The organism is Exiguobacterium sp. K1, from assembly GCF_033721435.1.
In the GTDB taxonomy this organism is placed as follows: domain Bacteria; phylum Bacillota; class Bacilli; order Exiguobacteriales; family Exiguobacteriaceae; genus Exiguobacterium_A; species Exiguobacterium_A artemiae.
This window is the reverse complement of sequence record NZ_JAOTIT010000010.1, coordinates 1-23,049: the sequence shown is the minus strand read 5'-3', so window position 1 is coordinate 23,049 and position 23,049 is coordinate 1. Positions and strand designations below refer to the sequence as shown.

General features: G+C 48.7%; 21 protein-coding genes and 2 tRNA genes. All 23 read left to right on the top strand.

From position 1 onward, the window contains the following. The first annotated feature begins 28 nt into the window (after positions 1-28). The 23 genes from mfd (at position 29) to lysS (ending at position 22,706) form a co-directional block, all read left to right on the top strand. Entirely contained in the window at positions 29-3,544 is a 3,516-nt protein-coding gene (gene mfd, locus N7U64_RS15115; RefSeq protein ID WP_318930469.1) for a transcription-repair coupling factor, read from the top strand. Further along, on the top strand, positions 3,541-5,091 hold the full coding sequence (locus N7U64_RS15110; protein ID WP_318930468.1) for a polysaccharide biosynthesis protein: 1,551 nt from the start codon (positions 3,541-3,543) through the stop codon (positions 5,089-5,091). The genes mfd and N7U64_RS15110 overlap by 4 nt, the downstream gene beginning before the upstream one ends. Further along, positions 5,088-6,518 carry a nucleoside triphosphate pyrophosphohydrolase gene (gene mazG / locus N7U64_RS15105; protein ID WP_318930467.1) on the top strand — a complete coding sequence of 477 codons (1,431 nt, stop codon included), beginning with the start codon at positions 5,088-5,090 and terminating at the stop codon, positions 6,516-6,518. Before N7U64_RS15110 ends, mazG begins: the two co-directional genes overlap by 4 nt. Further along, entirely contained in the window at positions 6,515-6,787 is a 273-nt protein-coding gene (locus N7U64_RS15100; RefSeq protein ID WP_012368960.1) for an RNA-binding S4 domain-containing protein, read from the top strand. Before mazG ends, N7U64_RS15100 begins: the two co-directional genes overlap by 4 nt. A 65-nt stretch (positions 6,788-6,852) precedes the next feature. Further along, a complete protein-coding gene (locus tag N7U64_RS15095; RefSeq protein WP_012368961.1) occupies positions 6,853-7,233 on the top strand; it encodes an FtsB family cell division protein in 381 nt (126 codons plus the stop codon). An 82-nt stretch (positions 7,234-7,315) separates the two neighbouring features. Next, positions 7,316-7,846, top strand: coding sequence for a S1 domain-containing RNA-binding protein (locus N7U64_RS15090; protein WP_012368962.1), 531 nt, complete (start codon positions 7,316-7,318; stop codon positions 7,844-7,846). 153 nt (positions 7,847-7,999) lie between these two features. Beyond that, positions 8,000-8,076, top strand: a tRNA-Met gene (locus tag N7U64_RS15085). A gap of 9 nt (positions 8,077-8,085) precedes the next feature. Then, positions 8,086-8,157 (top strand) — tRNA-Glu (locus N7U64_RS15080). A gap of 81 nt (positions 8,158-8,238) precedes the next feature. Next, positions 8,239-9,483 (top strand): tRNA lysidine(34) synthetase TilS, encoded by a 1,245-nt coding sequence (gene tilS / locus N7U64_RS15075; protein ID WP_318930466.1) that lies wholly within the window; start codon positions 8,239-8,241, stop codon positions 9,481-9,483. Between the two features lie 33 nt (positions 9,484-9,516). Further along, a complete protein-coding gene (hpt, locus tag N7U64_RS15070) occupies positions 9,517-10,062 on the top strand; it encodes a hypoxanthine phosphoribosyltransferase (RefSeq protein WP_012368964.1) in 546 nt (181 codons plus the stop codon). A 120-nt stretch (positions 10,063-10,182) separates the two neighbouring features. Next, on the top strand, positions 10,183-12,189 hold the full coding sequence (gene ftsH / locus N7U64_RS15065; protein WP_012368965.1) for an ATP-dependent zinc metalloprotease FtsH: 2,007 nt from the start codon (positions 10,183-10,185) through the stop codon (positions 12,187-12,189). 213 nt (positions 12,190-12,402) lie between these two features. Continuing rightward, positions 12,403-13,164 (top strand): type III pantothenate kinase, encoded by a 762-nt coding sequence (locus N7U64_RS15060; protein ID WP_026826988.1) that lies wholly within the window; start codon positions 12,403-12,405, stop codon positions 13,162-13,164. 10 nt (positions 13,165-13,174) lie between these two features. After that, entirely contained in the window at positions 13,175-14,101 is a 927-nt protein-coding gene (hslO, locus tag N7U64_RS15055) for an Hsp33 family molecular chaperone HslO (RefSeq protein WP_012368967.1), read from the top strand. A gap of 12 nt (positions 14,102-14,113) precedes the next feature. Next, positions 14,114-14,425 (top strand): hypothetical protein, encoded by a 312-nt coding sequence (locus tag N7U64_RS15050; protein WP_012368968.1) that lies wholly within the window; start codon positions 14,114-14,116, stop codon positions 14,423-14,425. A gap of 79 nt (positions 14,426-14,504) precedes the next feature. After that, positions 14,505-15,452 carry a cysteine synthase A gene (gene cysK / locus N7U64_RS15045; protein WP_290831063.1) on the top strand — a complete coding sequence of 316 codons (948 nt, stop codon included), beginning with the start codon at positions 14,505-14,507 and terminating at the stop codon, positions 15,450-15,452. A gap of 137 nt (positions 15,453-15,589) precedes the next feature. Further along, positions 15,590-16,978, top strand: a complete 1,389-nt coding sequence (locus tag N7U64_RS15040) for an anthranilate synthase component I family protein (protein WP_318930461.1) — start codon at positions 15,590-15,592, stop codon at positions 16,976-16,978. Further along, a complete protein-coding gene (locus N7U64_RS15035) occupies positions 16,975-17,556 on the top strand; it encodes an aminodeoxychorismate/anthranilate synthase component II (protein WP_318930460.1) in 582 nt (193 codons plus the stop codon). The genes N7U64_RS15040 and N7U64_RS15035 overlap by 4 nt, the downstream gene beginning before the upstream one ends. Continuing rightward, positions 17,540-18,379 (top strand): aminotransferase class IV, encoded by an 840-nt coding sequence (locus tag N7U64_RS15030; protein ID WP_318930458.1) that lies wholly within the window; start codon positions 17,540-17,542, stop codon positions 18,377-18,379. Before N7U64_RS15035 ends, N7U64_RS15030 begins: the two co-directional genes overlap by 17 nt. Continuing rightward, complete coding sequence (gene folP / locus N7U64_RS15025; RefSeq protein WP_318930457.1) at positions 18,376-19,167, top strand: dihydropteroate synthase; 792 nt, start codon at positions 18,376-18,378, stop codon at positions 19,165-19,167. The genes N7U64_RS15030 and folP overlap by 4 nt, the downstream gene beginning before the upstream one ends. 2 nt (positions 19,168-19,169) lie before the next feature. After that, entirely contained in the window at positions 19,170-19,541 is a 372-nt protein-coding gene (folB, locus tag N7U64_RS15020; RefSeq protein ID WP_012368974.1) for a dihydroneopterin aldolase, read from the top strand. After that, positions 19,538-20,029, top strand: coding sequence for a 2-amino-4-hydroxy-6-hydroxymethyldihydropteridine diphosphokinase (gene folK / locus N7U64_RS15015; protein ID WP_290831050.1), 492 nt, complete (start codon positions 19,538-19,540; stop codon positions 20,027-20,029). Before folB ends, folK begins: the two co-directional genes overlap by 4 nt. Before the next feature lie 33 nt (positions 20,030-20,062). Then, complete coding sequence (gene dusB, locus N7U64_RS15010; RefSeq protein WP_041261775.1) at positions 20,063-21,058, top strand: tRNA dihydrouridine synthase DusB; 996 nt, start codon at positions 20,063-20,065, stop codon at positions 21,056-21,058. Between the two features lie 166 nt (positions 21,059-21,224). Further along, positions 21,225-22,706 (top strand): lysine--tRNA ligase, encoded by a 1,482-nt coding sequence (lysS, locus tag N7U64_RS15005; RefSeq protein WP_147269823.1) that lies wholly within the window; start codon positions 21,225-21,227, stop codon positions 22,704-22,706. Positions 22,707-23,049 lie beyond the last annotated feature (343 nt).

Below are 23,049 nucleotides of genomic sequence, written 5' to 3'. Positions count from 1 at the left end.
TTTTTGCTGTCGTCCTAGGAGGGAAAGTATGAAACAACTACAAAATCTGTTACTCGGTATTCCGGAGATCAAAACCGTCCGGGAACGGTTCCGCGACGGGGTCAATGCCCAACTGATCACGGGCCTGATGAATAGCGGGAAAGCGTTATTCATCGCTGGCATTTACCAAGAGACGAAAAAACGATTCGTCATCGTGACTCATAACATGTTCCAGGCTCAAAAATTATATGATGATTTAATTGAACTTGTTCCCGAGCAGGACGTAATGTTGTATCCGGTCGACGAAACGCTTGCCGCTGAATTATCGTACGGCGCAAGTCCGGAACTCCGGGCAACCCGGATTGAGACCCGTCATCGTCTGTTGACGACGGACGACGGTATTTTAATCATTCCGCTTGTCGGTCTGAGACGATATGTTCCGACGGCATCTGACTTTTTAGATCATACGAAACGGATCAAACCGGGGGATGTCTTATCGATTCCGGACTTCATTCAGGAATTGGTCGATGCCGGATACGAACGGACAGCGACTGTGACGACGCCCGGAGAATTCGCGGTCCGCGGAAGCATCATCGATCTATATCCGTTGACTGTCGAACGTCCTTATCGGCTCGACTTGTTTGATGAAGAAGTCGATTCGATTTATACATTCGATGCTGAGACCCAACGTTCACTTGGTGTCATCGCAGAAGCGTTAGTGCCTCCGGCGACGGAACACTTTGCGGCACGCGACGGATTGAAGACGGCGGGTGACAAGTTACGCCGTCTGTATGATGCGACGAAGGAACGGATCCAAAGTACGGAAGTATTGGCTGCCCTTGAAGAAGGAATTGCCTATGACGTCGAAGTGCTTGAAGGCGGGGACCGTCCGAAACAACTCGCGAAGTATGCGCCGCTTTTATATGAAACGACGTTGCTTGACGATATTAAGGATGCTGTTTTGATTGTGGATGAAGTGGCCCGGATTGAAGAAGCGGCCGAAGTGCAGGATACGGAAGAAGCGGAATGGATGGCTTCGTTGATCGAACGGGGACAAAGTGTCAGTGACTATACGTTATCGGTTCCGATGCTGAATGTGTTCAAGCAACGGCAATTGCTTTATTTATCGTTGCTTCCGACACGGCGTAGCGGTGTGCCGGAAAGTGCGGCGATTCATTTCAGTATTAAGCCGATCGCTCCGTTCCATGGACAGATGGAACGATTGAAACAGGAAGTCGACCGGTATGGTCGGGCGGATATGTGGATGGTCTTTCTGGCAAGCAACCGGGAACGGGCGGAACGCATGCGGCAGACGTTATCCGATTACGGGGTCGAAGCGTCTCTGCATACGACGGAAGATGAAATCCGTCGCGGACATCCGTCCATCTTAATCGGCGGTATTCATGGCGGATTTGAGATGACAAACGCCCGTCTTGTCGTCATCACGGAAGAAGAAGTCTTTAAACAGCCGGCACGACGACGGAAACAAACGACGAAACTGACGAATGCCGAACGAATCAAAAGTTATCAGGAACTGAAGACCGGTGATTACGTCGTCCATATCCATCACGGAATCGGTCGTTATCACGGCATCAAGACGATTGATGTCGCCGGCAATCACCAAGACTACCTGCATTTGATTTATGCCGGTGAGGATTCCCTGTATGTCCCGGTCGATCAGATCGACTTAATCCAGAAGTATGTCGGGGCGGAAGGGAAAGAGCCGAAGATTTACAAACTGGGTGGGATGGAATGGAAGAAGGTCAAGGCGAAGGTTCAAAAATCCGTCGAGGATATCGCGGATGAACTGATTAAGCTGTACGCGGCACGTGAAGCGGCCGTCGGCTTTGCCTTCCCCGAGGATGATGACAGTACACAGGCTTTTGAAGCATCCTTCCCTTACGAGGAAACCGTCGACCAACTCCGGTCGATCGAAGAAATCAAAAAAGACATGGAGCGCCCGCGTCCGATGGATCGTCTGTTATGCGGGGATGTCGGTTACGGGAAAACGGAAGTTGCCATTCGGGCTGCCTTTAAAGCAGTCATGGCAGGCAAACAGGTCGCACTGCTCGTTCCGACGACGGTTCTCGCCCAACAGCATTATGAAACGATGCTCGAACGCTTCAGTGACTGGCCGATTAACGTCTCCGTCATGAGTCGTTTCCGCTCGGCAGCGGAACTGAAAGCCACGAAAAAGGGCTTGAAGGAAGGAACAATCGATGTCGTCGTCGGCACCCATCGTGTCCTGTCCAAAGATGTCCAGTTTGCCGACGTCGGGTTGCTGATTATTGATGAAGAACAACGTTTTGGTGTTAAGCATAAAGAACGGTTGAAGCAGTTGAAGACGAATGTCGATGTGCTGACACTGACGGCGACCCCGATTCCACGGACGCTGCATATGTCGATGATCGGGATCCGTGATTTATCAGTCCTCGAGACACCGCCGGAAAATCGTTATCCGGTCCAGACGTATGTCATGGAGTATGACGGAATCGTCATGCGCGAAGCACTCGAACGTGAACTTGGACGGGGTGGACAAGCCTTCTTTCTCTATAACCGTGTCGAAGGAATCGAACGGAAAGCGGAAGAAATCCGGGCTCTCGTTCCGGAAGCGCGTGTTGTCACTGCCCACGGGCGGATGACGGAAACAGAACTTGAAAGTCAGTTGATTGCTTTCTTTGAAGGGGATGCGGACGTCCTGGTTAGTACGACAATCATTGAGACGGGAATTGACATTCCGAACGTCAATACGTTGATTGTCAACGATGCCGATCAGATGGGTCTGTCGCAGTTGTATCAATTACGCGGTCGGGTTGGCCGGTCGAGTCGTGTCGCCTATTCCTACTTCACGTACCGTCCGCAAAAACGATTGACGGAAGTCGCGGAGAGCCGTCTGCAAGCGATCAAGGAATTCACGGAACTCGGAAGCGGATTTAAGATTGCGATGCGCGATTTATCAATTCGCGGTGCCGGAAACTTACTCGGCTCACAACAATCCGGTTTCATCGATTCTGTCGGATTTGATTTGTACTCACAAATGCTGTCGGAAGCGGTCGAAGAACGGAAAGAACGGATGAAGGGCAGAAAAAAAGTTCAGAAATTCGTTCCGGACTTCACGTTCAGCCTCGATGCCTATATTCCAAGCCACTATATGGCGGACTCGGAACTCAAAATCGAGTTCTACAAACGTTTGAAGTATGTCGATACACCGGAAAGCCTGGAATCACTGGAAACGGAAATGTTGGAGCGTTTCGGAGAATTCCCGACTGAAGTCGCACGGTTGATTCAATTGACACGAATGCGAATCTTTGCCGAACGGGCACGGGTCGAACGGGTCAAACAAACAGATCCGAAAATCGAAATCGTCTTGTCTGAACAGACGACACAAACGTTGGATGTAGCGGATTTCGTGAAATGGACCGTTCCGATCGGACGTGGTCTTGGTATGGGGCAGGAAGAAGGAAAGCTGGTATTGACACTAAACCGCGGCAAACAAACCGTACAACAGATGACAGAGCAAGCCGAACGGTTACTGGCTGAGATTGACCGCCGGATCGTACAATGAGTCAACGAAGGACGATTGCGCAGGGGGCAGCCCTGCTCGCCATTTCGAGCTATGTCTCGAAATTGTTGAGTTTCTTTTACCGGATTCCGTATCAAAATATGGCGGGGGACTTCGGTTTATACGTCTATCAAACCGTTTATCCGGTCTTTGCCATCGCGGCGGCACTCGGTATTTACGCTTTACCGGTCGTCGTAGCCAAGTTGACGTTGCATCATCCGGAAGAAAAACGCGAAGTCTTATGGTCGATTTTCTTTGTCCTGCTCGCGATGTCGCTGACATTAGGGACGATTGGCTGGTGGGTTGCTCCTGAAGTCGCTGCCTTGTTCGGTGACGAACAACTTGTTCAACCGCTCCGTGCCGTCACGTTTACCTTCTATCTGTTACCAGTCATTGCTGTATTGCGCGGAATGTTTCAAGCAGATCTTGAAATGCGTCCGACGGCGTTCTCGCAAATCACGGAAAACGCCGTTCGGGTCTGTTTATTGCTGATCGTGACGTACTACGGTGTGCAAGCCGGAGCGAATCCTTATCAAGTCGGCGCAAACGCGCATATGACGGCACTCGGCGGAAGCATTGCGTCGCTCGCCCTGTTGTTACGCTTTGCGAAAGGAAAAATCGGTCGTCCCGTCATCTCAGGTCGTCATCTCCGGCGTGTCGGACGTGTTTTGTTGACGAGTGGTCTCGCAGTCAGTATCGCATCGCTCGCTTTGCTGCTGATGCAACTGATTGACGGACTGACCTTCGTCAACTTACTCGGAGACTCAATGGAGACGAAGATTGAAAAAGGGATTTTTGACCGAGGATACCCTCTGTTGCAGTTTGCGATTTTGTTCGCGACCTCGATCAGTTTGGCGAGCGTTCCGACGTTATTGATGGAATACCGGAAACGTAATGACACAGCGACAAAGTTGCATCTTGAGACCCTGTTGCGGTCCGGACTGTTGATAGCAGCTGCGGCAACCGTCGGACTCGTTGGGGTCATGCGTCCGTTAAACATCGCCTTGTATCAGGATGATAACGGGACAGCCGCACTCAGCTGGTTGGCGGCAACGGCTTTCACGGCCTCCCTGTCCATGATCATCGTATCGTGCCTGCAATCCGTCGATGCGGAAAAATATGCGTTCGTCGGCGTGGTCGCGGGTCTGTTAATCAAACTCGGCCTCAATATTTACTTGATTCCCCTGTATGGCATGGTCGGTGCCGGTATGGCGACGTTCGGTGGGTTTGCGGTTATGGCGGCAGCCCAGCTGTTGTTGCTCAATCGAAAGTTTGGCCGGGTGACGGCAGGACGTCCTTTTTACGTTCGTCTTTTGAAGGCCGTCATTCCGATGGCTCTGTTTTTATACATCATCGAACAACTGTTTCGCCTGTCCGGCTGGGAAAACCGGATCGGAGCAACACTCGAGGTGGGTTTACTCGTCTTGGGTGGAGCGGTTGTCTTCTGTCTGTTTGCCTTACGGATGGGTGTATTGACGGAACGGGAATGGGCATTGTTGCCGTTTGGGGAAAAATTATATCGAATGCATCAGCATAGGAGGATCATATGACACATCAGATTACAGTCGTCGGCCTCGGCGTCGGGGAACTCGAACAGTTACCGTACGGGATCTATAAACGACTGAAAGAAACAAAACAACCGATTTACCTGCGAACGGCAGATCATCCTGTCGTTTCAGAATTGATGGCAGAGGGAATGAAATTTACATCGTTTGATTCCGTGTACGAAAAACATGATCAGTTTGAAGGCGTCTACCGTGAAATTGTGGCGACGTTACTTGAACAAGCTGAAAAGGAACCGATCATCTATGCGGTTCCGGGTCATCCGCTCGTCGCGGAGAGTACGGTCCAACAGTTACTCGCGCAAACGGAACATCTGGATATCATCGGCGGTCAAAGTTTCCTTGACCCGATGTTTGCCGCAGTCGGCGTTGATCCGATTGAAGGATTTCAATTACTCGATGCGACAGCCTTTGATATCGATGAAGCGCAGATCCGCCAGCATCTGCTGATCGGACAAGTCTATGATCAATTGGTCGCAGGTGATTTAAAGGTAATGCTGATGGAGCGTTATCCCGACGAACATAATGTGACACTGGTAACGGCAGCAGGGACAAGTTGGCAACACGTAACGACGGTTCCGCTTCATGAACTGGATCACATCACGACACTCAGTAACCTGACAACGGTTTATGTACCGCCTGTCACCGATCAAACGGTCTTGAATCGTGACTTCACGACACTTAAGCACATCATCGCCCGGTTGCGGGGAGAAGGCGGCTGTCCTTGGGACCAGGAGCAGACGCACGAATCGCTCAAAAAACATTTAATCGAAGAATCTTACGAATTACTGGAAGCAATCGACCTTCAGGACGATAACTTAATGATAGAAGAATTAGGGGATGTCTTGCTCCAAGTCATGCTCCATGCTCAAATCGGTCTCGATGAAGGATATTTTGATGTCCGGGACGTTATCGGCAGTGTCAGCGATAAGATGATCCGCCGACACCCGCATGTCTTTGGAGATGTAGAAGTCGACTCGGCTGCGGACGTCGTCAACAACTGGCAGGAAATCAAGGCCCAGGAAAAATCGGACCGGACCTATCTGTTGGATGGTGTCACTAAGGGAGCACCCGCCTTGTTGCGCGCAGAACAGATTCAAAAAAAGGTCGCCCGGGTCGGATTCGAATGGGAGACAGTTGCCGGTGCACTGGATAAAGTCCAAGAAGAGATTCAAGAATTAAAAGAGGCTCCGGCAGAGGAGCAGTTGGGTGAATTCGGCGACATTCTGTTCTCACTCGCTCTCGTCGGCAAGTATATGGAGTTATCGGCAGAAGATGCGTTACAACAAACGAATGACAAATTCATCCGCCGTTTTACACGGATGGAACAATTGGCTGATCGTCCGTTGACAGAATTATCGCTTACGGAACAGGATGCCTTATGGAATCAATCAAAGCAGGAGGAACAGTCATGAGACTCGATAAATTTTTAAAAGTATCTCGTTTAATCAAACGCCGGACCCTGGCGAAAGAGGTTGCCGACCAAGGCCGTATCAAAATCAACGGACTTGTCGCAAAAGCAAGCAGTACGGTTGCAGTCGGGGATGAAATGACAATCCGCTTCGGAAATAAGATTGTCACGGTTCAAATCGACAGCATCAAAGAACATGCGAAAAAAGAAGAAGCGTCGGATATGTATCAAATCATTCGTGAAGAAAAAGTGAATTCCGAAGAATCGATGTAATTTGGTTGAAAAAGGAAGTATACTAGAGAGTGTCAGAGATGACCACTCGGATAAGGAGGGATGATATGCCAGCACCATTGGAATCAGGGCGTGATACTCCGCCCAAGATCAAACCGCTGAATGACCGGAAAAAACAGTTGAGTCAAAATGCAATCGAAAACCGTTTACGTCTGAAGAGGCGCTTCTTAGTCTGTATGTCGATCTTTCTTATTGTCCTGTCCCTGATGGGGTGGTCATATATCGAGAAAAAACAACTGATCGCTGAACAGAAGCAGTCGTTTCAGGTAGCGAACCAAGAACAGGCGAAGGCAGAAAAAGAAACGGTTCGTCTGAAAGAAGAGATTGAACGATTGAATGATAAGAAGTATGTTGCGAACTTAGCGAGAAGTGAACTACTGTACTCGAAAAAAGGCGAAACAATTTTCTATTTTTCACCGGAAGATTAAACGAAGGTTCTCGATTGATTGAAAAAATGTAGAATCACTCGTATAATAAGAAAGAATCAACTAAAAAGGAGCAATACAATTTATGTCGATTGAAGTAGGCAGCAAAGTACAAGGGAAAGTTACAGGCATCACCAATTTCGGCGCGTTCGTAGAATTACCGACGGGTAAGACAGGTCTTGTTCACATCAGTGAAGTAGCAGATTCTTACGTTAAAGATATCAATGATGTCTTGACAGTCGGACAAGAAATCACGGTTAAAGTGTTGAGTGTAGAGAACGACGGTAAAATCGGTCTTTCGATTAAGAAAGCAGTCGATCGTCCAGAAGGCGAACGTCCTCGTCCTCCAGCTCGTCAATTTGATCGCGGACCACGTCCGGCAGGTCAAGACCGTGGACCACGTTCGTTCGATAACAAAGGACCACGTGGCGGAAGTGGCGGCGGTGGAAACCGTGGTGGCTTTAACAAAGGTGGCCGTGGCGCACCAGCTCCACGCAAAGAGCAAACGTTCGATACGTTGATGACTAGTTTCCTCAAAGATAGTGAAGATCGTCTTGCGACATTGAAACGACAAACCGATTCAAAACGTGGCGGACGTGGTGCTAAACGTCAATAACTTGCTGACCTGTTCTTTATAAGAATAGAGATGGAATGACGCCGTTCATTCCATCTTTTATTTTTTTAAAATTATTTTTATAAAAAGCGTTGACAATTATTTGACTCCACCGTATTATAGAAAATGTGCTTAAGACGCACGCGTTCAAAATATGGCGGTGTAGCTCAGCTGGCTAGAGCGTACGGTTCATACCCGTGAGGTCGTGGGTTCGACTCCCTCCGCCGCTACCATATTTTTTTGGCCCGTTGGTCAAGCGGTTAAGACACCGCCCTTTCACGGCGGTAACACGGGTTCGATTCCCGTACGGGTCATTCTGTAAAAAAGCTATCTCTATTTTATATAGAGGTAGCTTTTTTCGTTTAAGTGATTTTATTCATTAAGGGGGACCGGGCATGGAATTCGAGATTCATCTTCCGAAAGAACCTTTATTGGTTGCTGTTTCCGGCGGTTGTGATTCAATGGTACTGGCGCACCTTTTATATGAAGCAAATCATGATCTCATGATTGTTCATGTTCATCATGGTCTGCGTAAAGAATCGGATGAAGAAGCGGAAGCTGTCCGCGCTTGGGCGGAGGCGAGACGAGTAGGCATTCGGATGACCCGTCTCGAGTGGGAAGGTCAAGCACCGAGCCAAGCAGCTTGCCGGACGAGACGGTATGCCTTTTTTCAAGAGGTCATGGCGGAGACAGGACGCCGGCACCTCGTCCTGGCGCATCACCGGGACGATCAACTGGAGACGCTGTTGATTCAGTTGATCCGGGGAGAAGCCGGCGTCGACGGCATTCCCCGAATCCGTTCTTTTGCGACAGGACAGATCCATCGGCCGTTGTTGCCGTATTCGAAACAACAATTGTATGACTATGCCAAAGCCCGTCAAGTCGTCTGGCATGAAGACGAGACGAATGCCGGCACCAAATATTTGCGGAATCAGATGCGGCACCGGCTCCTGCCGTTACTCGCAGAACTCCGTCCGGGCTATGAAGAAGCAACGGTTCAGGCGGCGATGGTTCGTCACGAGCAAAAACAGGAACACTTGAAGTATGTCACGTCATACGTCAAGGAACAGATGACGGATCGCGGACTGCCTCTGGAGGCGATTCAAAAACTGCCTACTGACTTCAGGCGGCTCGTTCTGCGTGTCTTGTTGCCTGACCACGACTTCACTTCCGAAGACTACAATCGATTTTTGACATTGTTACGAGTAGATATGCCGTCCGGTGAAGTGTATTATGGAAACTGGAGGATTCAGCGTACATATGGCTATGTGACATGTGTCCGTTGTCCGGAAAAGAACCTGCTTCCGGAAGCACTGGAAGTGGGAATCGATTTGGGCACTTATCATTATGGTGAACAAACGATTACGTTCTCTCGCACGACGACCGGCATTCCGTTTTCGGCCGTCCAGTTTCCGCTGACGATCCGGAGCGTCTTGCCGGGTGATCGGATTCGACTGGCGGTCGGCACGAAAAAAGTGAGTCGTATTCTTGTGGATGCGAAGGTTCCGCGGGCATCGCGGGCAGAAATTCCGGTTGTCGTGGATGCGGCAGGACAAGTTCTGGCGGTCATTGGACATCGAATTGCAATATTCGGGTCATTTGAACTCCTCGCAGAATCGTGTTTAATGATAGAATGGTAATGTAGTGTTTAAAATGGAGGAGGAATACCCAGCATGACGTTAATGAATGATATGGAAAAAGTACTGATTTCAGAAGAAGAGATCCAACATAAAGTCGGTGAACTCGCCGGTGAACTGACAGCAGATTACGGAGATCGTTTCCCACTCCTCGTATGTGTCCTGAAAGGCGCTATGCCGTTCATGTCAGATCTCGTCAAAAAGATGGACATGCATCTTGAAATGGACTTCATGGATGTCTCGACATACCACGGCGGGACAACATCAACAGGTGAAGTCAAGATTGAAAAGGATTTAAACACCTCTGTAGAAGGACGTGACATCCTGATTGTCGAAGATATTATCGACAGCGGATTAACGTTAGGCTACCTCGTAGACCTCTTTAAATACCGGAAAGCGAAATCTGTGAAAATCGTTACATTGCTTGATAAGCCAAGCGGTCGTAAAAACGATTTACATGCCGATTACAGCGGTTTTGTCATTCCACACGAGTTCGTTGTTGGTTATGGTCTGGACTATGAAGAAAAATATCGTAACCTTCCTTATGTTGGTGTCTTGAAACCAGCAGTCTACGGCGGCTAATTATTTTTAATCTTGACTGTCACATGATAAGATGAAACCAATTACAAAGCGCGCTTTGCCGCGTTAGGATTCGTATCGATTGAAGAAAATCAATCAATTGATGCGGAGAGGAGGCCTACGATGAACCGAGCAGTGAAGAATACCCTTGTGTTTGGGGTCATTTTTCTAGCTTTGATCTTGTTTCTGCAATACTTGCAGAGTCCAGTGAACAAAAGCAAAGAAATCAATTACACACAGTTTGTCGAGTCAGTTGAAAAAGGTGATGTGAAGACGGCGACGTTCCAATATGAGGGACAGACGTACAACGTCACAGGTGAATTACGTGAAAAAGATACGACATATGAAACGGTCGTACCGGCTGTTGATACAGAGTTGACGGATTTGTACACGCAATTGCGCAGTCAAAACGTCAAGATGGACTTTAAAGCAGCAGAAACAAACGGTGGTTGGATTGCGCTATTGACGACAATCGTGCCATTCATCATCATCTTCATCCTATTCTTCTTCTTGATTAATCAAGCACAAGGTGGCGGCGGCGGCGGTCGTGTCATGAACTTCGGTAAATCGAAGGCGCGCCTGTACGATACAGAAAAGAAAAAGATTACATTTGACGACGTGGCAGGAGCAGACGAGGAGAAACAAGAACTCGTCGAAGTCGTTGAATTCTTGAAAGATCCACGCAAGTTTGCCCGTCTCGGTGCCCGTATTCCAAAAGGTGTCCTCCTTGTAGGTCCTCCAGGTACAGGTAAAACGTTGTTGGCACGTGCCGCAGCTGGTGAAGCCGGCGTCCCGTTCTTCTCGATTTCAGGTTCTGACTTCGTTGAGATGTTTGTCGGGGTCGGGGCATCCCGTGTCCGTGACTTGTTTGAAAATGCGAAGAAAAACGCACCATGTATCATCTTCATCGATGAAATCGATGCCGTCGGTCGCCAACGTGGCGCCGGTCTCGGTGGTGGACATGATGAGCGCGAACAAACATTGAACCAACTTCTCGTTGAGATGGATGGATTCAGTGAAAACGAAGGGATCATCATGATTGCCGCAACGAACCGTGCGGACATCCTGGACCCTGCGTTACTTCGTCCAGGTCGTTTTGACCGTCAAATTACGGTTGAGCGTCCGGATGTCGTCGGACGTGAAGCGGTCCTTAAAGTACACGCACGCAACAAGCCGCTCGATACAACGGTTGATTTAAAAGCCATTGCGCAACGTACACCGGGATTCTCGGGTGCGGATCTTGAAAACCTCTTGAACGAAGCAGCACTTATCGCAGCCCGTACGGACCGCGACAAGATTTCAATCGTTGACTTGGAAGAAGCGATCGACCGTGTCATCGCAGGACCTGCGAAGAAGAGTCGGATCATTTCACCAAAAGAGAAAAAAATCGTGGCGTGGCATGAAGCCGGTCATACCATCATCGGTGTCACACTCGATGATGCGGATGAAGTCCATAAAGTAACAATCGTTCCCCGCGGAAATGCTGGCGGTTACGTCATCATGCTTCCAAAAGAGGACCGTTACTTCATGACAAAACCGGAACTTGAAGACAAAATCACCGGATTACTCGGTGGTCGTGTCGCGGAAGATATCGTCTTCGGTGAAGTTTCTACTGGAGCAAGCAATGACTTCCAGCGTGCGACAGGTCTTGCCCGTAAGATGGTCATGGAATTCGGAATGAGTGAAAAACTCGGACCGCTTCAGTTTGGTTCCGGTCAAGGCGGAAATGTCTTCTTAGGACGTGACTTCCAAAACGAACAGAACTATTCAGATGCGATTGCCCATGAAATCGATATGGAAATTCAAGCGATCATCAACAAGTGTTACCAAAAAGCGAAGACGATCTTAACGGAGAAACGCGATCAGCTTGATTTGATTGCAACAACGTTACTTGAAGTCGAAACACTGGATCAAAAACAAATTCACCATCTCTTAGAGACGGGCGAATACAAAAAGCATGAGCCTGCCGCTATTACAGAACCAAAAGCAGAAGAGAAAACGCCGGAATCGACGACACCTGTCATCGATCAACCGACAGAATCTCCGACGCAACGCGGCTCTGTCATCGATGAAGGGCAAAATGTCGATACGGAAAATCCAGATCAACCACGTCGGGATGATCAAATCTGATTTTTGATTTCTTCCTGTCTGTTTGACAGAAAAGACAGCAGAAATGAGACGGATGATTCGTTCGCGTGAGAGGTCAGCATTCCTAACTGGAGTGCTGATCTCTTTTTTTAGTGGTACCGATTCGCAGCACGCACTTCGATAGGTGATGACCAATCTGCATGGTATAATCACAGCGTATAATTCAGTTATCGTCAGAGAAAAGTGGGGAATCAGATGATTTTAGTAATCGATGTAGGAAATACGAATATCGTCCTTGGGGTATATGATGAACAAACCCTTGTGCAACATTGGCGGATTGCTACGGACCGGACCCGGACAACCGATGAATATGGCATGCTGGTGAAAGCACTGTTTCGTGATGCAGAGTTAAACGTGGAAGACATTGAGGGAATCGTGTTATCATCTGTCGTACCCCCTGTCGTGTTTCCGCTCGAAAACATGTGCGTCCGTTATTTCAACCGGCGTCCATTCGTAATCGGACCCGGAATCAAGACAGGACTTGACTTGAAAGTCGATAATCCAAGAGAAGTTGGAGCCGACCGGATCGTTAATGCCGTCGCAGCGACGGTCAAATACGATGGTCCTTTGATCATCGTCGATTTTGGAACGGCAACGACCTATTGTTATATCGATGCACAAAAACGCTATTACGGTGGAATCATTTCACCGGGTGTCATGGTGTCGACAGAAGCACTTTATAATAAGGCGGCGAAATTACCGCGGATTGAGATTGCCAAACCGCAGTCGACGATCGGCCGCAATACGGTACATGCGATGCAGTCCGGAACGTATTTCGGATACGTCGCGCAAGTCGATGGACTCGTCCATCGGATGAAAGAGGAAATGGGAGAAGCGACTGTCATTGCGACAGGTGGACTTGCCCGACTAATCAGTGAGGAATCTGCAACGATTAAAATCGTCGATCCATTTTTGACGCTTGACGGGTTGCGGATTATCTACGAACGAAATAAGTGAGGGAAAAATAATGAAACGTGAAGAATTATTGGCACAACTAAAAGATGACTACTTGGTCAGAGCACTAGGGTTTAACGGTGAAGTCCGTGCTTTTGCAATCCGTTCGACAAAAACGGTATATGAAGCACAACTCCGTCATCAGACGACACCTGTCGTCACGGCGGCACTCGGTCGGACATTGACGATCGGCGCCATGATGGGAACGATGCAAAAAGGGGATACCCGCGTCACATTAAAAGTCGAAGGTGATGGTCCAATCGGAAAAATCATCGTTGATGCCGATGCAAAAGGACAAGTTCGCGGATACGTCAGCCATCCGCGTGTCGAGATGGATACGTACGTCAATGGTGACGGTCTGACGAAATTAAAAGTCGGCGACGCTGTTGGTCGCGGAAATATCTCGGTTATCAAAGACTTAGGTCTCCGTGATTTCGTCGGTGGACAGTCGCCGATTCAAACCGGTGAAATCAGCGAAGACTTTACGTATTATTTCGCCGTCTCCGAGCAAAGTCCGTCGGTCGTCGGAGCAGGTGTCCTCGTGTATCCGGAAGATGAATCAGTCATTGCAGCAGGCGGTCTGATTGTTCAATTGATGCCGGGTGCATCGGAAGAAACGATTGCGGCACTCGAACAACGTGTGGCAGCACTCAAACCGATCTCGATTTTGGTCGGTGAAGAAAAAACACCGGAAGAAATGTTGAGCCTGGTTCTCGGTGAATCATTCGAGATCCTCGATACGATTCCGGTTGCTTTCAACTGTACGTGCGAGCGTGAAAAATTAGCAACGGCTATCGTGGCACTCGGGCCGGATGAGATCCAAGCGATGATTGACGAAGATGGCGGCGCGGAAGCGGTTTGTCACTTCTGTTCGGAACATTACCAATACGATGTCGAAGAATTACAATCGCTTCGTGAAAAATCACTCGAAAGAGCATAAGAGGGTCTGAAAATGGGAACTGTAAACTCTAAGTACTTGTGGATGTTGATTTTCATTTTGTTGCTGACGAATTTTATGACGGGTGCCTATGCATTCATGGGCGAATTGCCGAAAGTCGATTCACCGAAGATCGTTCAGGACAGTATCGGCGGACCGCTTGAGGATGTCGTCGCGACGGTCGGAGATGAAGAGATTACACGTGCCGATCTGTATCAGACGATGCGTAAGGGTCATGAAAAAGAAACCCTTGACCGTCTGATTCGGGAAGCAGTCGAAAAACAGTCGGAAAACGGATCAAAGCCGACAGTAAAGCGCTTTGATTGACAATGTTCATCCAGTCCGTGGATAATTGATCTATCGGATTACTTGGAATTAAAGCTTTTCATTATGAGGAGGAATGGTCATGCGCATTGCGAATTCAGTATTGGATTTAGTCGGCCGCACGCCGATTGTTAAATTAAATCATTTGACAGGACCGGAAGATGCGGACGTATATTTGAAATTGGAATATATGAATCCGGGGTCAAGCGTCAAAGACCGGATCGCTTTAGCGATGATCGAATCGGCAGAATCAGCTGGTCATTTAAAAGCAGGCGATACCATCATTGAGCCGACAAGTGGAAACACGGGAATCGGACTCGCAATGGTCGCTGCTGCTAAAGGATACCGTTCGATTCTTGTCATGCCGGAAACGATGAGCATGGAACGTCGAACTCTACTTCGTGCGTACGGTGCGGAGTTGATTTTAACACCCGGCCCGGAAGGAATGAAGGGTGCGATTGCTCGAGCGACGGCAGAAGCGGAAGAACATGGTTATTTCATGCCGCAACAGTTCAATAATGAATCAAACCCTGTTGTTCATGAAAAGACGACTGGACCGGAAATCGTTGAAGCATTTGAAGGATTGACACTTGATGCGTTCATCGCCGGTATCGGTACGGGTGGTACGATCACAGGGGCGGGAAAAGTATTGCGCGAGGCTTTCCCGGGCATTGAAATCATTGCGGTTGAACCAACCGATTCTCCTGTTCTTTCAGGCGGAAAACCGGGACCCCATAAACTGCAGGGAATCGGAGCCGGATTCGTTCCATCGATTCTCGATACGCAGATTTACGACAGCGTCGAGCAGGTGACGACGGAAGAAGCATTTGATCATGCCCGTCGTGCGGCGAAATCGAACGGAGTTCTCGGAGGTATTTCTTCCGGTGCTGCGATTGCGGCTGCTTTAAAAACAGCGAAGCGTCTCGGCAAAGGAAAAACGGTTCTAGCGATCATCCCGTCAAACGGAGAACGTTATCTCAGTACGCCGCTGTATCAAGTGGAAGAAGAGACGGACAGTTCGAAACTGTAAACTTTTGAAGCAAGAGGTTCATTCCGATTTAAAGGAATGGACCTCTTTTTATATGTAATCGGCAAGTGACTTATGCCCGCCTGTCTGATTTTTTGCGTATAATGAGAGCAGAATAGTTCGGAAGTGGAGGAACGCTAGTGCGACAGACAGTATACGAATCATTTACATGGACAAAGGAACAGTTTTATAACCGGTACGTTGAACGGACAGCCGGACAGACAGGTCATGTCTGGCTTGAGAGTGGACGAATCGGATCCTATACGATGGCAGGCGTCCGGCCAGTCGGTCACATCCGGACAAAAAACGGCACAACGATCATTCAAGAAGCCGGACAAGAAAAACAATATACCGATGCTCCATTTACATTGCTCGAAGAGATTCGTGCGCGCTATGCATCGGCTCGTCCGGAAGGGATGCCGCCATTTTTTGGAGGATTAGCCGGATATGTCAGTTACGATGCCGTTCGTTATCTTGAACGGTTGCCGGAACAGGCAGAGGATGATTTGGCAACAGCCGATCTTTCGCTTTACTGGTATGATGAGGTCGCCGTATTTGATCATCAGACAGAACGATTGTTTATAGCTGTCACACGGGAAACGGAGGCGGAAGCGACGCTTGCTTTGGCGGCAGAAGTTTCATCGTGGCGTCAGTCGAGTCCGGCTCCGATGTTCGCAGCACCGGAAGAAAAAACGGCTGAACGGGGACGTTCATTCGAAAGGTCCGCCTTCATGCAGGCAGCTGACCGGATCAAACAATATATTGAAGCGGGAGATGTCTTTCAAGTGAACCTTGCCGTCCGCCAACAGGAACCGTTGCGGACAACACCCGCTCATATTTATGATGTATTGCGAACGATCAACCCGTCTCCGTATATGGGTTACTTTGCAGATAAAGAATTGGTACTCGTTTCAGCATCGCCGGAGTTACTAGTCGAAAAAATCGGTCTGTCACTCGCGACCCGTCCGATTGCCGGAACCCGGCCGCGCGGACAAAATGAGGAAGAAGACCTGGCGTTAGCGAAAACGTTACTCGACAATGAGAAGGAACGGGCGGAGCATGTCATGCTCGTCGATCTCGAGCGAAACGATTTAGGGCGTGTCAGCCGCTACGGTTCCGTCCATGTTGACGAATTGATGGTCATCGAAAAATACTCCCACGTCCAGCACATCGTCTCAAACGTCCGGGGGGAGATTGCCGCAGATGAAACCGGCAGCAGTGTCCTGGCTGCGATGTTCCCGGGAGGTACGATTACGGGAGCACCTAAAATTCGGACGATGGAGATCATTGAAGAGCTTGAGCCTGTCCGCCGCGGCATCTATACAGGAGCCCTCGGTTTTATCAGCTGGGCGGACGATGTGATTTTCAATATCTTGATTCGGACGCTTGTCGCGAAAGATGGTATGGCCTATATTCAGGCAGGTGCCGGCATCGTAACCGACTCCGATTCAGAAAGTGAATATGAAGAGTCGCTCAGTAAGGCAAAAGCACTCTGGGTCGCAAAAGAAATGGCGGAGGGAACGACATGATTGTATTAATCGATAACTATGATTCATTTACGTATAACGTGGTGCAATATTTCGGCGAACTCGGACAAGACATCCGGGTGTTTCGGAATGATGCCATCACGATTGAAGAAATCGAACAACTGGCACCGGATCATTTAGTCATTTCACCGGGACCGTGTACACCGAATGAAGCAGGCATCAGTCTCGAGGCAATCCGGTATTTCGCAGGCCGGATTCCGATTCTTGGGATCTGTCTTGGTCATCAGGCGATTGGCCAAGTCTTCGGAGGAAAAGTCGTCCGTGCCAAAACGCTGATGCATGGAAAAGTCTCCTTGTTGACGCATGACGGGTCGGGTATGTTCAGCGGAATCGAACAACAGACACCCGTGACACGGTATCATTCGTTGGTCGTCGAACGGAAGAGTTTTCCGAATATCTTGACGATGACGGCAGAAGCAGACGGCGAAGTCATGGCTTTGCGTCATAAGGAATGGCCGATTCTTGGTGTCCAGTTCCATCCGGAAGCGATTTTGACACGGGACGGGAAACAGATGTTAAAAAACTTTTTGGAGTTGACACACTATGTATCTTTGGCATGATGGGAACGTGAAACGGGAAGAAGAGATCCGGATTTCACCGTTTGATCATGGTTATCTCTATGGAATGGGTGTATTTGAAACGTTTCGTACTTACGAGGGACATCCTTTTTTATTTGATGACCATATCGAACGGCTCCAGATGAGTTGTGCAGCAATCGGTATTCAATTGCCGTACGGGCGTGAACAGTTACTCCGGGCAGTAGAGGATCTTTACCGTGTGTATGAAGAACAGGATCTGTATATCCGGTTGAACGTTTCTGGTGGAGCACGGGACATCGGACTGTCGAGTGAACCGTATGCGGAACCGACTGTCCTGTTGTATGCAAAACCAATCGGACAGAGACAGCCGGCAGAACGAGCGCTCGAGACGGTGCGTCTTGCCCGCAGTACGCCGGAAACCAGCTATCGGCTCAAGTCGCATCACTATATGAACAATCTTGTGGCGAAACGTCATTTGTTTAATCAAGAAGCAGAAGGGCTGTTTCTGACGAAAGAAGGCTTTATCTGTGAAGGATTGACGTCTAATATTTTTTGGCGGTACGGCAACCAATGGTATACACCGCCGCTTGAGACAGGGGCGCTGAACGGTATTACCCGTCAATTCATCATGGAACAGGTCCTGGTGGAAGAGCGGCTTGCGCTGTTGCCGCAATTAATAGAGGCGGATGAAATCCTTTGTACGAACTCCATTCAGGAAGTCGTTGCCGTTTCGTCACTGGATGGGCGGACTTTCCCGGGTTTGACGGGTCAAGGTTATCAATCCATTCGGACGTTGTTTGATCAAGTGGTCCAAACGAAATGGTCAAGGAGGAAACAAGGATGACGAAAATCATGGGCATTTTAAACGTGACACCGGATTCGTTTTCCGATGGTGGAAACTATGTCGATCTCGAACAGGCGGTCCGGCATGCGAAGCAACTCGTAGCGGACGGAGCAGATGCAATCGATGTAGGAGGAGAATCAACAAGACCGGGGGCAGTGTTCGTATCCGCGGCAGAAGAAATCGAGCGCGTCGTTCCCGTCATCCGTCGGTTGAAGCGGGAACTGGATGTTTTAGTATCGATTGATACCTATAAACAGGATGTCGCGGAAGCGGCTGTTCGTGCAGGTGCCGACATCATTAACGATGTCTGGGGATCAAAGTGGGGTGATTGTTCAATGGTTAACGTTGCGGCACACTACGATGTCCCGATTATTTTGATGCATAACCGTTTAGAACCGCACGGGCCGGATATGCTGGCGGAGGTCCGGGCTGATCTCGAAGATTCGATTCGTTTAGCGAAGCAGGCCGGCGTTTCCGAAAATCAGATTTGGCTTGATCCCGGGATCGGCTTCATGAAAACCCATCAGGAAAACTTATTTTTGATGCGCCACTTGTCGATTACGACCGATTTCGGTTATCCGGTCCTGCTCGGGACGTCGCGCAAGTCGATGATTGGTTTGACGCTCGGATTACCGGCAGACCAACGCGTCGAAGGAACAATCGCGACAGTATGTTACGGTATCCAACAAGGATGTGAATGGATGCGAGTGCACGATGTCAAAGCAGTTAAGCGAGCCGCTGTCATGATGGATGCGATGTTGGAAACGGAATTAACGGGAGGGGAATGAAGATGGATCGAATCGAAGTGACAGGGATGCGTTTTTACGGATACCATGGTGTGTTTGCGGAAGAGACGAAGCTTGGTCAGCGCTTCAATGTGGATTTATCAATTGGCCTTGATTTATTGCGTGCCGGTCAAACCGATGATTTACGGGAAAGCGTGAATTATGCTGAATTATACGAAGTGACAAAGCAGGTTGTCGAAGGAACGCCGTTGCAATTGGTCGAAGCCTTGGCGAATCGGATTGCGGAACAGGTTTTGGCACTCGATAACCGGATTCTTGAAACGACCGTCAAAGTCATCAAACCGGATCCGCCGATTGCCGGACATTATGAACATGTCGCGGTTGAAATCCACCGGAAGCGGGCGGATTACTTATGAATCGTGCCTACATCGCGTTAGGATCAAATATTGGAGATAAGGCGGGTCATCTCCGGGCGGCGATTGAGGCTATGCGTTCGCTTGCGACGACGCATGCTTTACGTCCTTCTTCTGTTTACGAAACAGCTCCTGTCGGGTACGTGGATCAGGATCTTTTTTACAACATGGTCGTAGAGCTCGATACGACAGAACCGGCAGATCGTTTATTACAAGCGTTACAACGGATCGAACAACAGGAGGGACGGAAACGGTTGTTTAAAAACGGACCACGGACACTTGATTTGGACATCATTTTGTATAATGATGAAACAATTCAAGCAGATGGGCTGACCGTCCCGCATCCCAGAATGCAGGATCGTGCGTTTGTACTGGCGCCGTTGCGTGAATTGACTCCTTCTTACGTCGTACCCGGTTTGAAGCAAACGGTCGAGGATTTATACCTAGCGTTGCCGGAAGCGGAGCGGACCGACGTACGACGGATTAAGTAAGTGTTGTTTCAGGAAGAGGAAAGGAAGAGAATGATGACAGGTTTTAAAATAGGTGACGTCGAACTGAATAACCGTGTCATTTTAGCACCGATGGCGGGTGTCTGTAATCCTGCGTTTCGTTTGATCGCAAAAGAATTCGGGGCAGGTCTCGTCTGTGCAGAAATGGTCAGTGATAAAGGAATCCTCTACGAAAACGAACGGACGATGCAAATGCTGTATGTGGACGACCGGGAAAAACCGCTCAGTTTGCAGATTTACGGCGGGTCAAAGGAAACGTTGGTTCAAGCGGCTCAATATGTCGATGCGAATACGAATGCAGATATCATCGACATCAATATGGGGTGTCCTGTTCCGAAAGTGACGAAGTGTGACGCGGGTGCCAAGTGGTTGCTTGATCCGGATAAAGTCTATGAGATGGTCCATGCCGTATCACAAGCAGTGGATAAACCCGTGACAGTGAAAATGCGAACCGGCTGGGACAGCCACCATATTTATTGTGTTGATAATGTCCGCGCCGCGGAAGCGGGAGGGGCGAAGGCGGTCGCTATTCACGGCCGGACCCGGTCGCAGAAGTATGAAGGCGTCGCCGATTGGAATATCATCGGTGAAGCAAAACGGGCCGTCACTATTCCGATCATCGGAAACGGTGACGTTCAAACCCCGCAAGACGCGAAACGGATGATTGATGAAATCGGAGTGGACGGTGTCATGATCGGGCGGGCGGCACTCGGAAATCCGTGGATGTTGTATCAGACGATTCAATATCTGGAATCGGGTACCTTGTCGGTCGAGCCGACGCCGCGTGAGAAAATTGATATTTGCCTGTTACATGCTGAACGTCTTGTCGCACTTAAAGGAGAAGACCTCGCGGTACGGGAAATGCGGACTCATGTCGCCTGGTACTTAAAAGGATTAAGCGGCAACGGGCATGTGCGCAAAGCCTTATTCGATACGAATACCCACACGGGACTGCAAAAGTTGCTGCATGAGTATGTTGAAACATTGGAAATGAATGCCGTACATGCGTGACAGGTAAAGTATAGTCGGACTTACCGGTTTTATGGTACGCTAATGCCATTGAAGATGAGCGAATCGGTTTTGCTAGGAGCTGTCGGTCATACCGGCAGCTTTTTCATCGAAGAAGTAAAAACCATCGTGAACCATTATAAAAGGAGTGAAGACAGTGAGTCAGGACATGGAAATGAACGATCAAATGCAGGTGCGTCTCGGTAAGATGAACGCCATGCGTGAACAAGGACTCGATCCGTTTGGTGCCCGTTTCGAACGTACAACAGATACGACGAGTATTCGTGCCGCTTACGGCGAACATGAAAAAGAAGAATTGGCAGAGCTGAAGCCGGACGTCTCAATCGCGGGTCGCGTCATGACGACACGCCGTAAAGGGAAAGTTGGCTTTACAAACGTCCAGGACGTCAATGGTCAAATCCAACTGTATGTACGTAAAGACGATGTTGGCGAAGAAGCGTACGAAATCTATAAAACATGTGACTTAGGTGATATCGTCGGAATCAGCGGTTACGTGTTCAAAACGAATGTCGGGGAACTGTCTGTTCACGTCACGTCGTTTACATTACTGACGAAAGCATTGCGTCCGCTTCCGGATAAATATCACGGATTAAAAGACGTCGAACAACGCTACCGTCAGCGTTACCTGGATTTGATCACGAATACAGAATCACGGGAAACATTTATTGCACGCAGTAAAGTCATTCGCGGCATTCGTCAGTATCTCGACAGCCTCGGATACTTGGAAGTCGAAACACCGATGTTGCATACGATTGCAGGTGGCGCTTCGGCACGTCCGTTTATCACGCATCATAACGCACTGGATATGACGCTTTACATGCGAATCGCGATTGAGTTACATCTCAAACGTTTGATTGTCGGCGGACTTGAAAAAGTTTACGAAATCGGTCGCGTCTTCCGGAATGAAGGAATCTCGACGCGTCATAACCCTGAGTTTACAATGATTGAGTTATATGAAGCCTATGCAGACTATAACGACATCATGAATCTGACGGAAAACTTGATTGCCCACGTCGCTCAAGAAGTACTTGGCACAACACAAGTCACTTACGGTGAAGATGTGATTGATCTGTCTGTCGGATGGAAAAGGGCACACATGGCGGATCTCGTTAAAGAAGCAACGGGTGTTGATTTCTTTGAAGAGATTTCAAAAGAACGTGCACATGAACTCGCACATGAACATGGCGTTGAAGTACAAGCCCATATGACGACAGGACATATTCTCAATGAATTCTTCGAGCAGAAAATCGAAGAGTCGTTGGTTCAACCGACATTCGTCTATGGTCATCCGGTTGAAATTTCACCGCTTGCGAAGAAGAATCCGGAAGATCCTCGCTTTACGGATCGATTTGAATTGTTCATCGTTCGCCGGGAACATGCCAATGCCTTTACGGAATTGAACGATCCAATCGACCAACGTGAACGTTTCGAAGCCCAGCTTGTCGAAAAAGAAGCAGGGAATGATGAAGCGCATGAAATGGACAATGATTTCATTGAAGCGCTTGAGTACGGTATGCCGCCGACAGGAGGTCTTGGTATCGGAATCGACCGTCTTGTCATGTTGTTGACAAACGCTCCTTCGATTCGTGATGTCTTGCTCTTCCCGACAATGCGTCACCAGCAAAACTAATTAAGATCAGACTCTCCGCTTTCTTTATAGAAGGAAGTGGAGAGTTTTCTTCATTGGTGGCCACTAGAATTCCCGGTGGAAAAGCATGAGTATTCTTAAGCTGAAACGGGAATAATAACTTTTTAAATGTTTTTCTGATAAAACACTTGTACAAATAAAAACTCCATGGTATATTACTTCTTGTGCCGCAAATGGTTGTGACACACCGAAAAAAATATCGAAAAAAGTTGTTGACAATTGTGTTGATAACTTGGTAAGATATTAAAGTCGCTGAAAACGACATGACGAACTTTGAAAACTGAACGATGAGGCAAAAAACGTATCTTCGGATACAAACAATGAA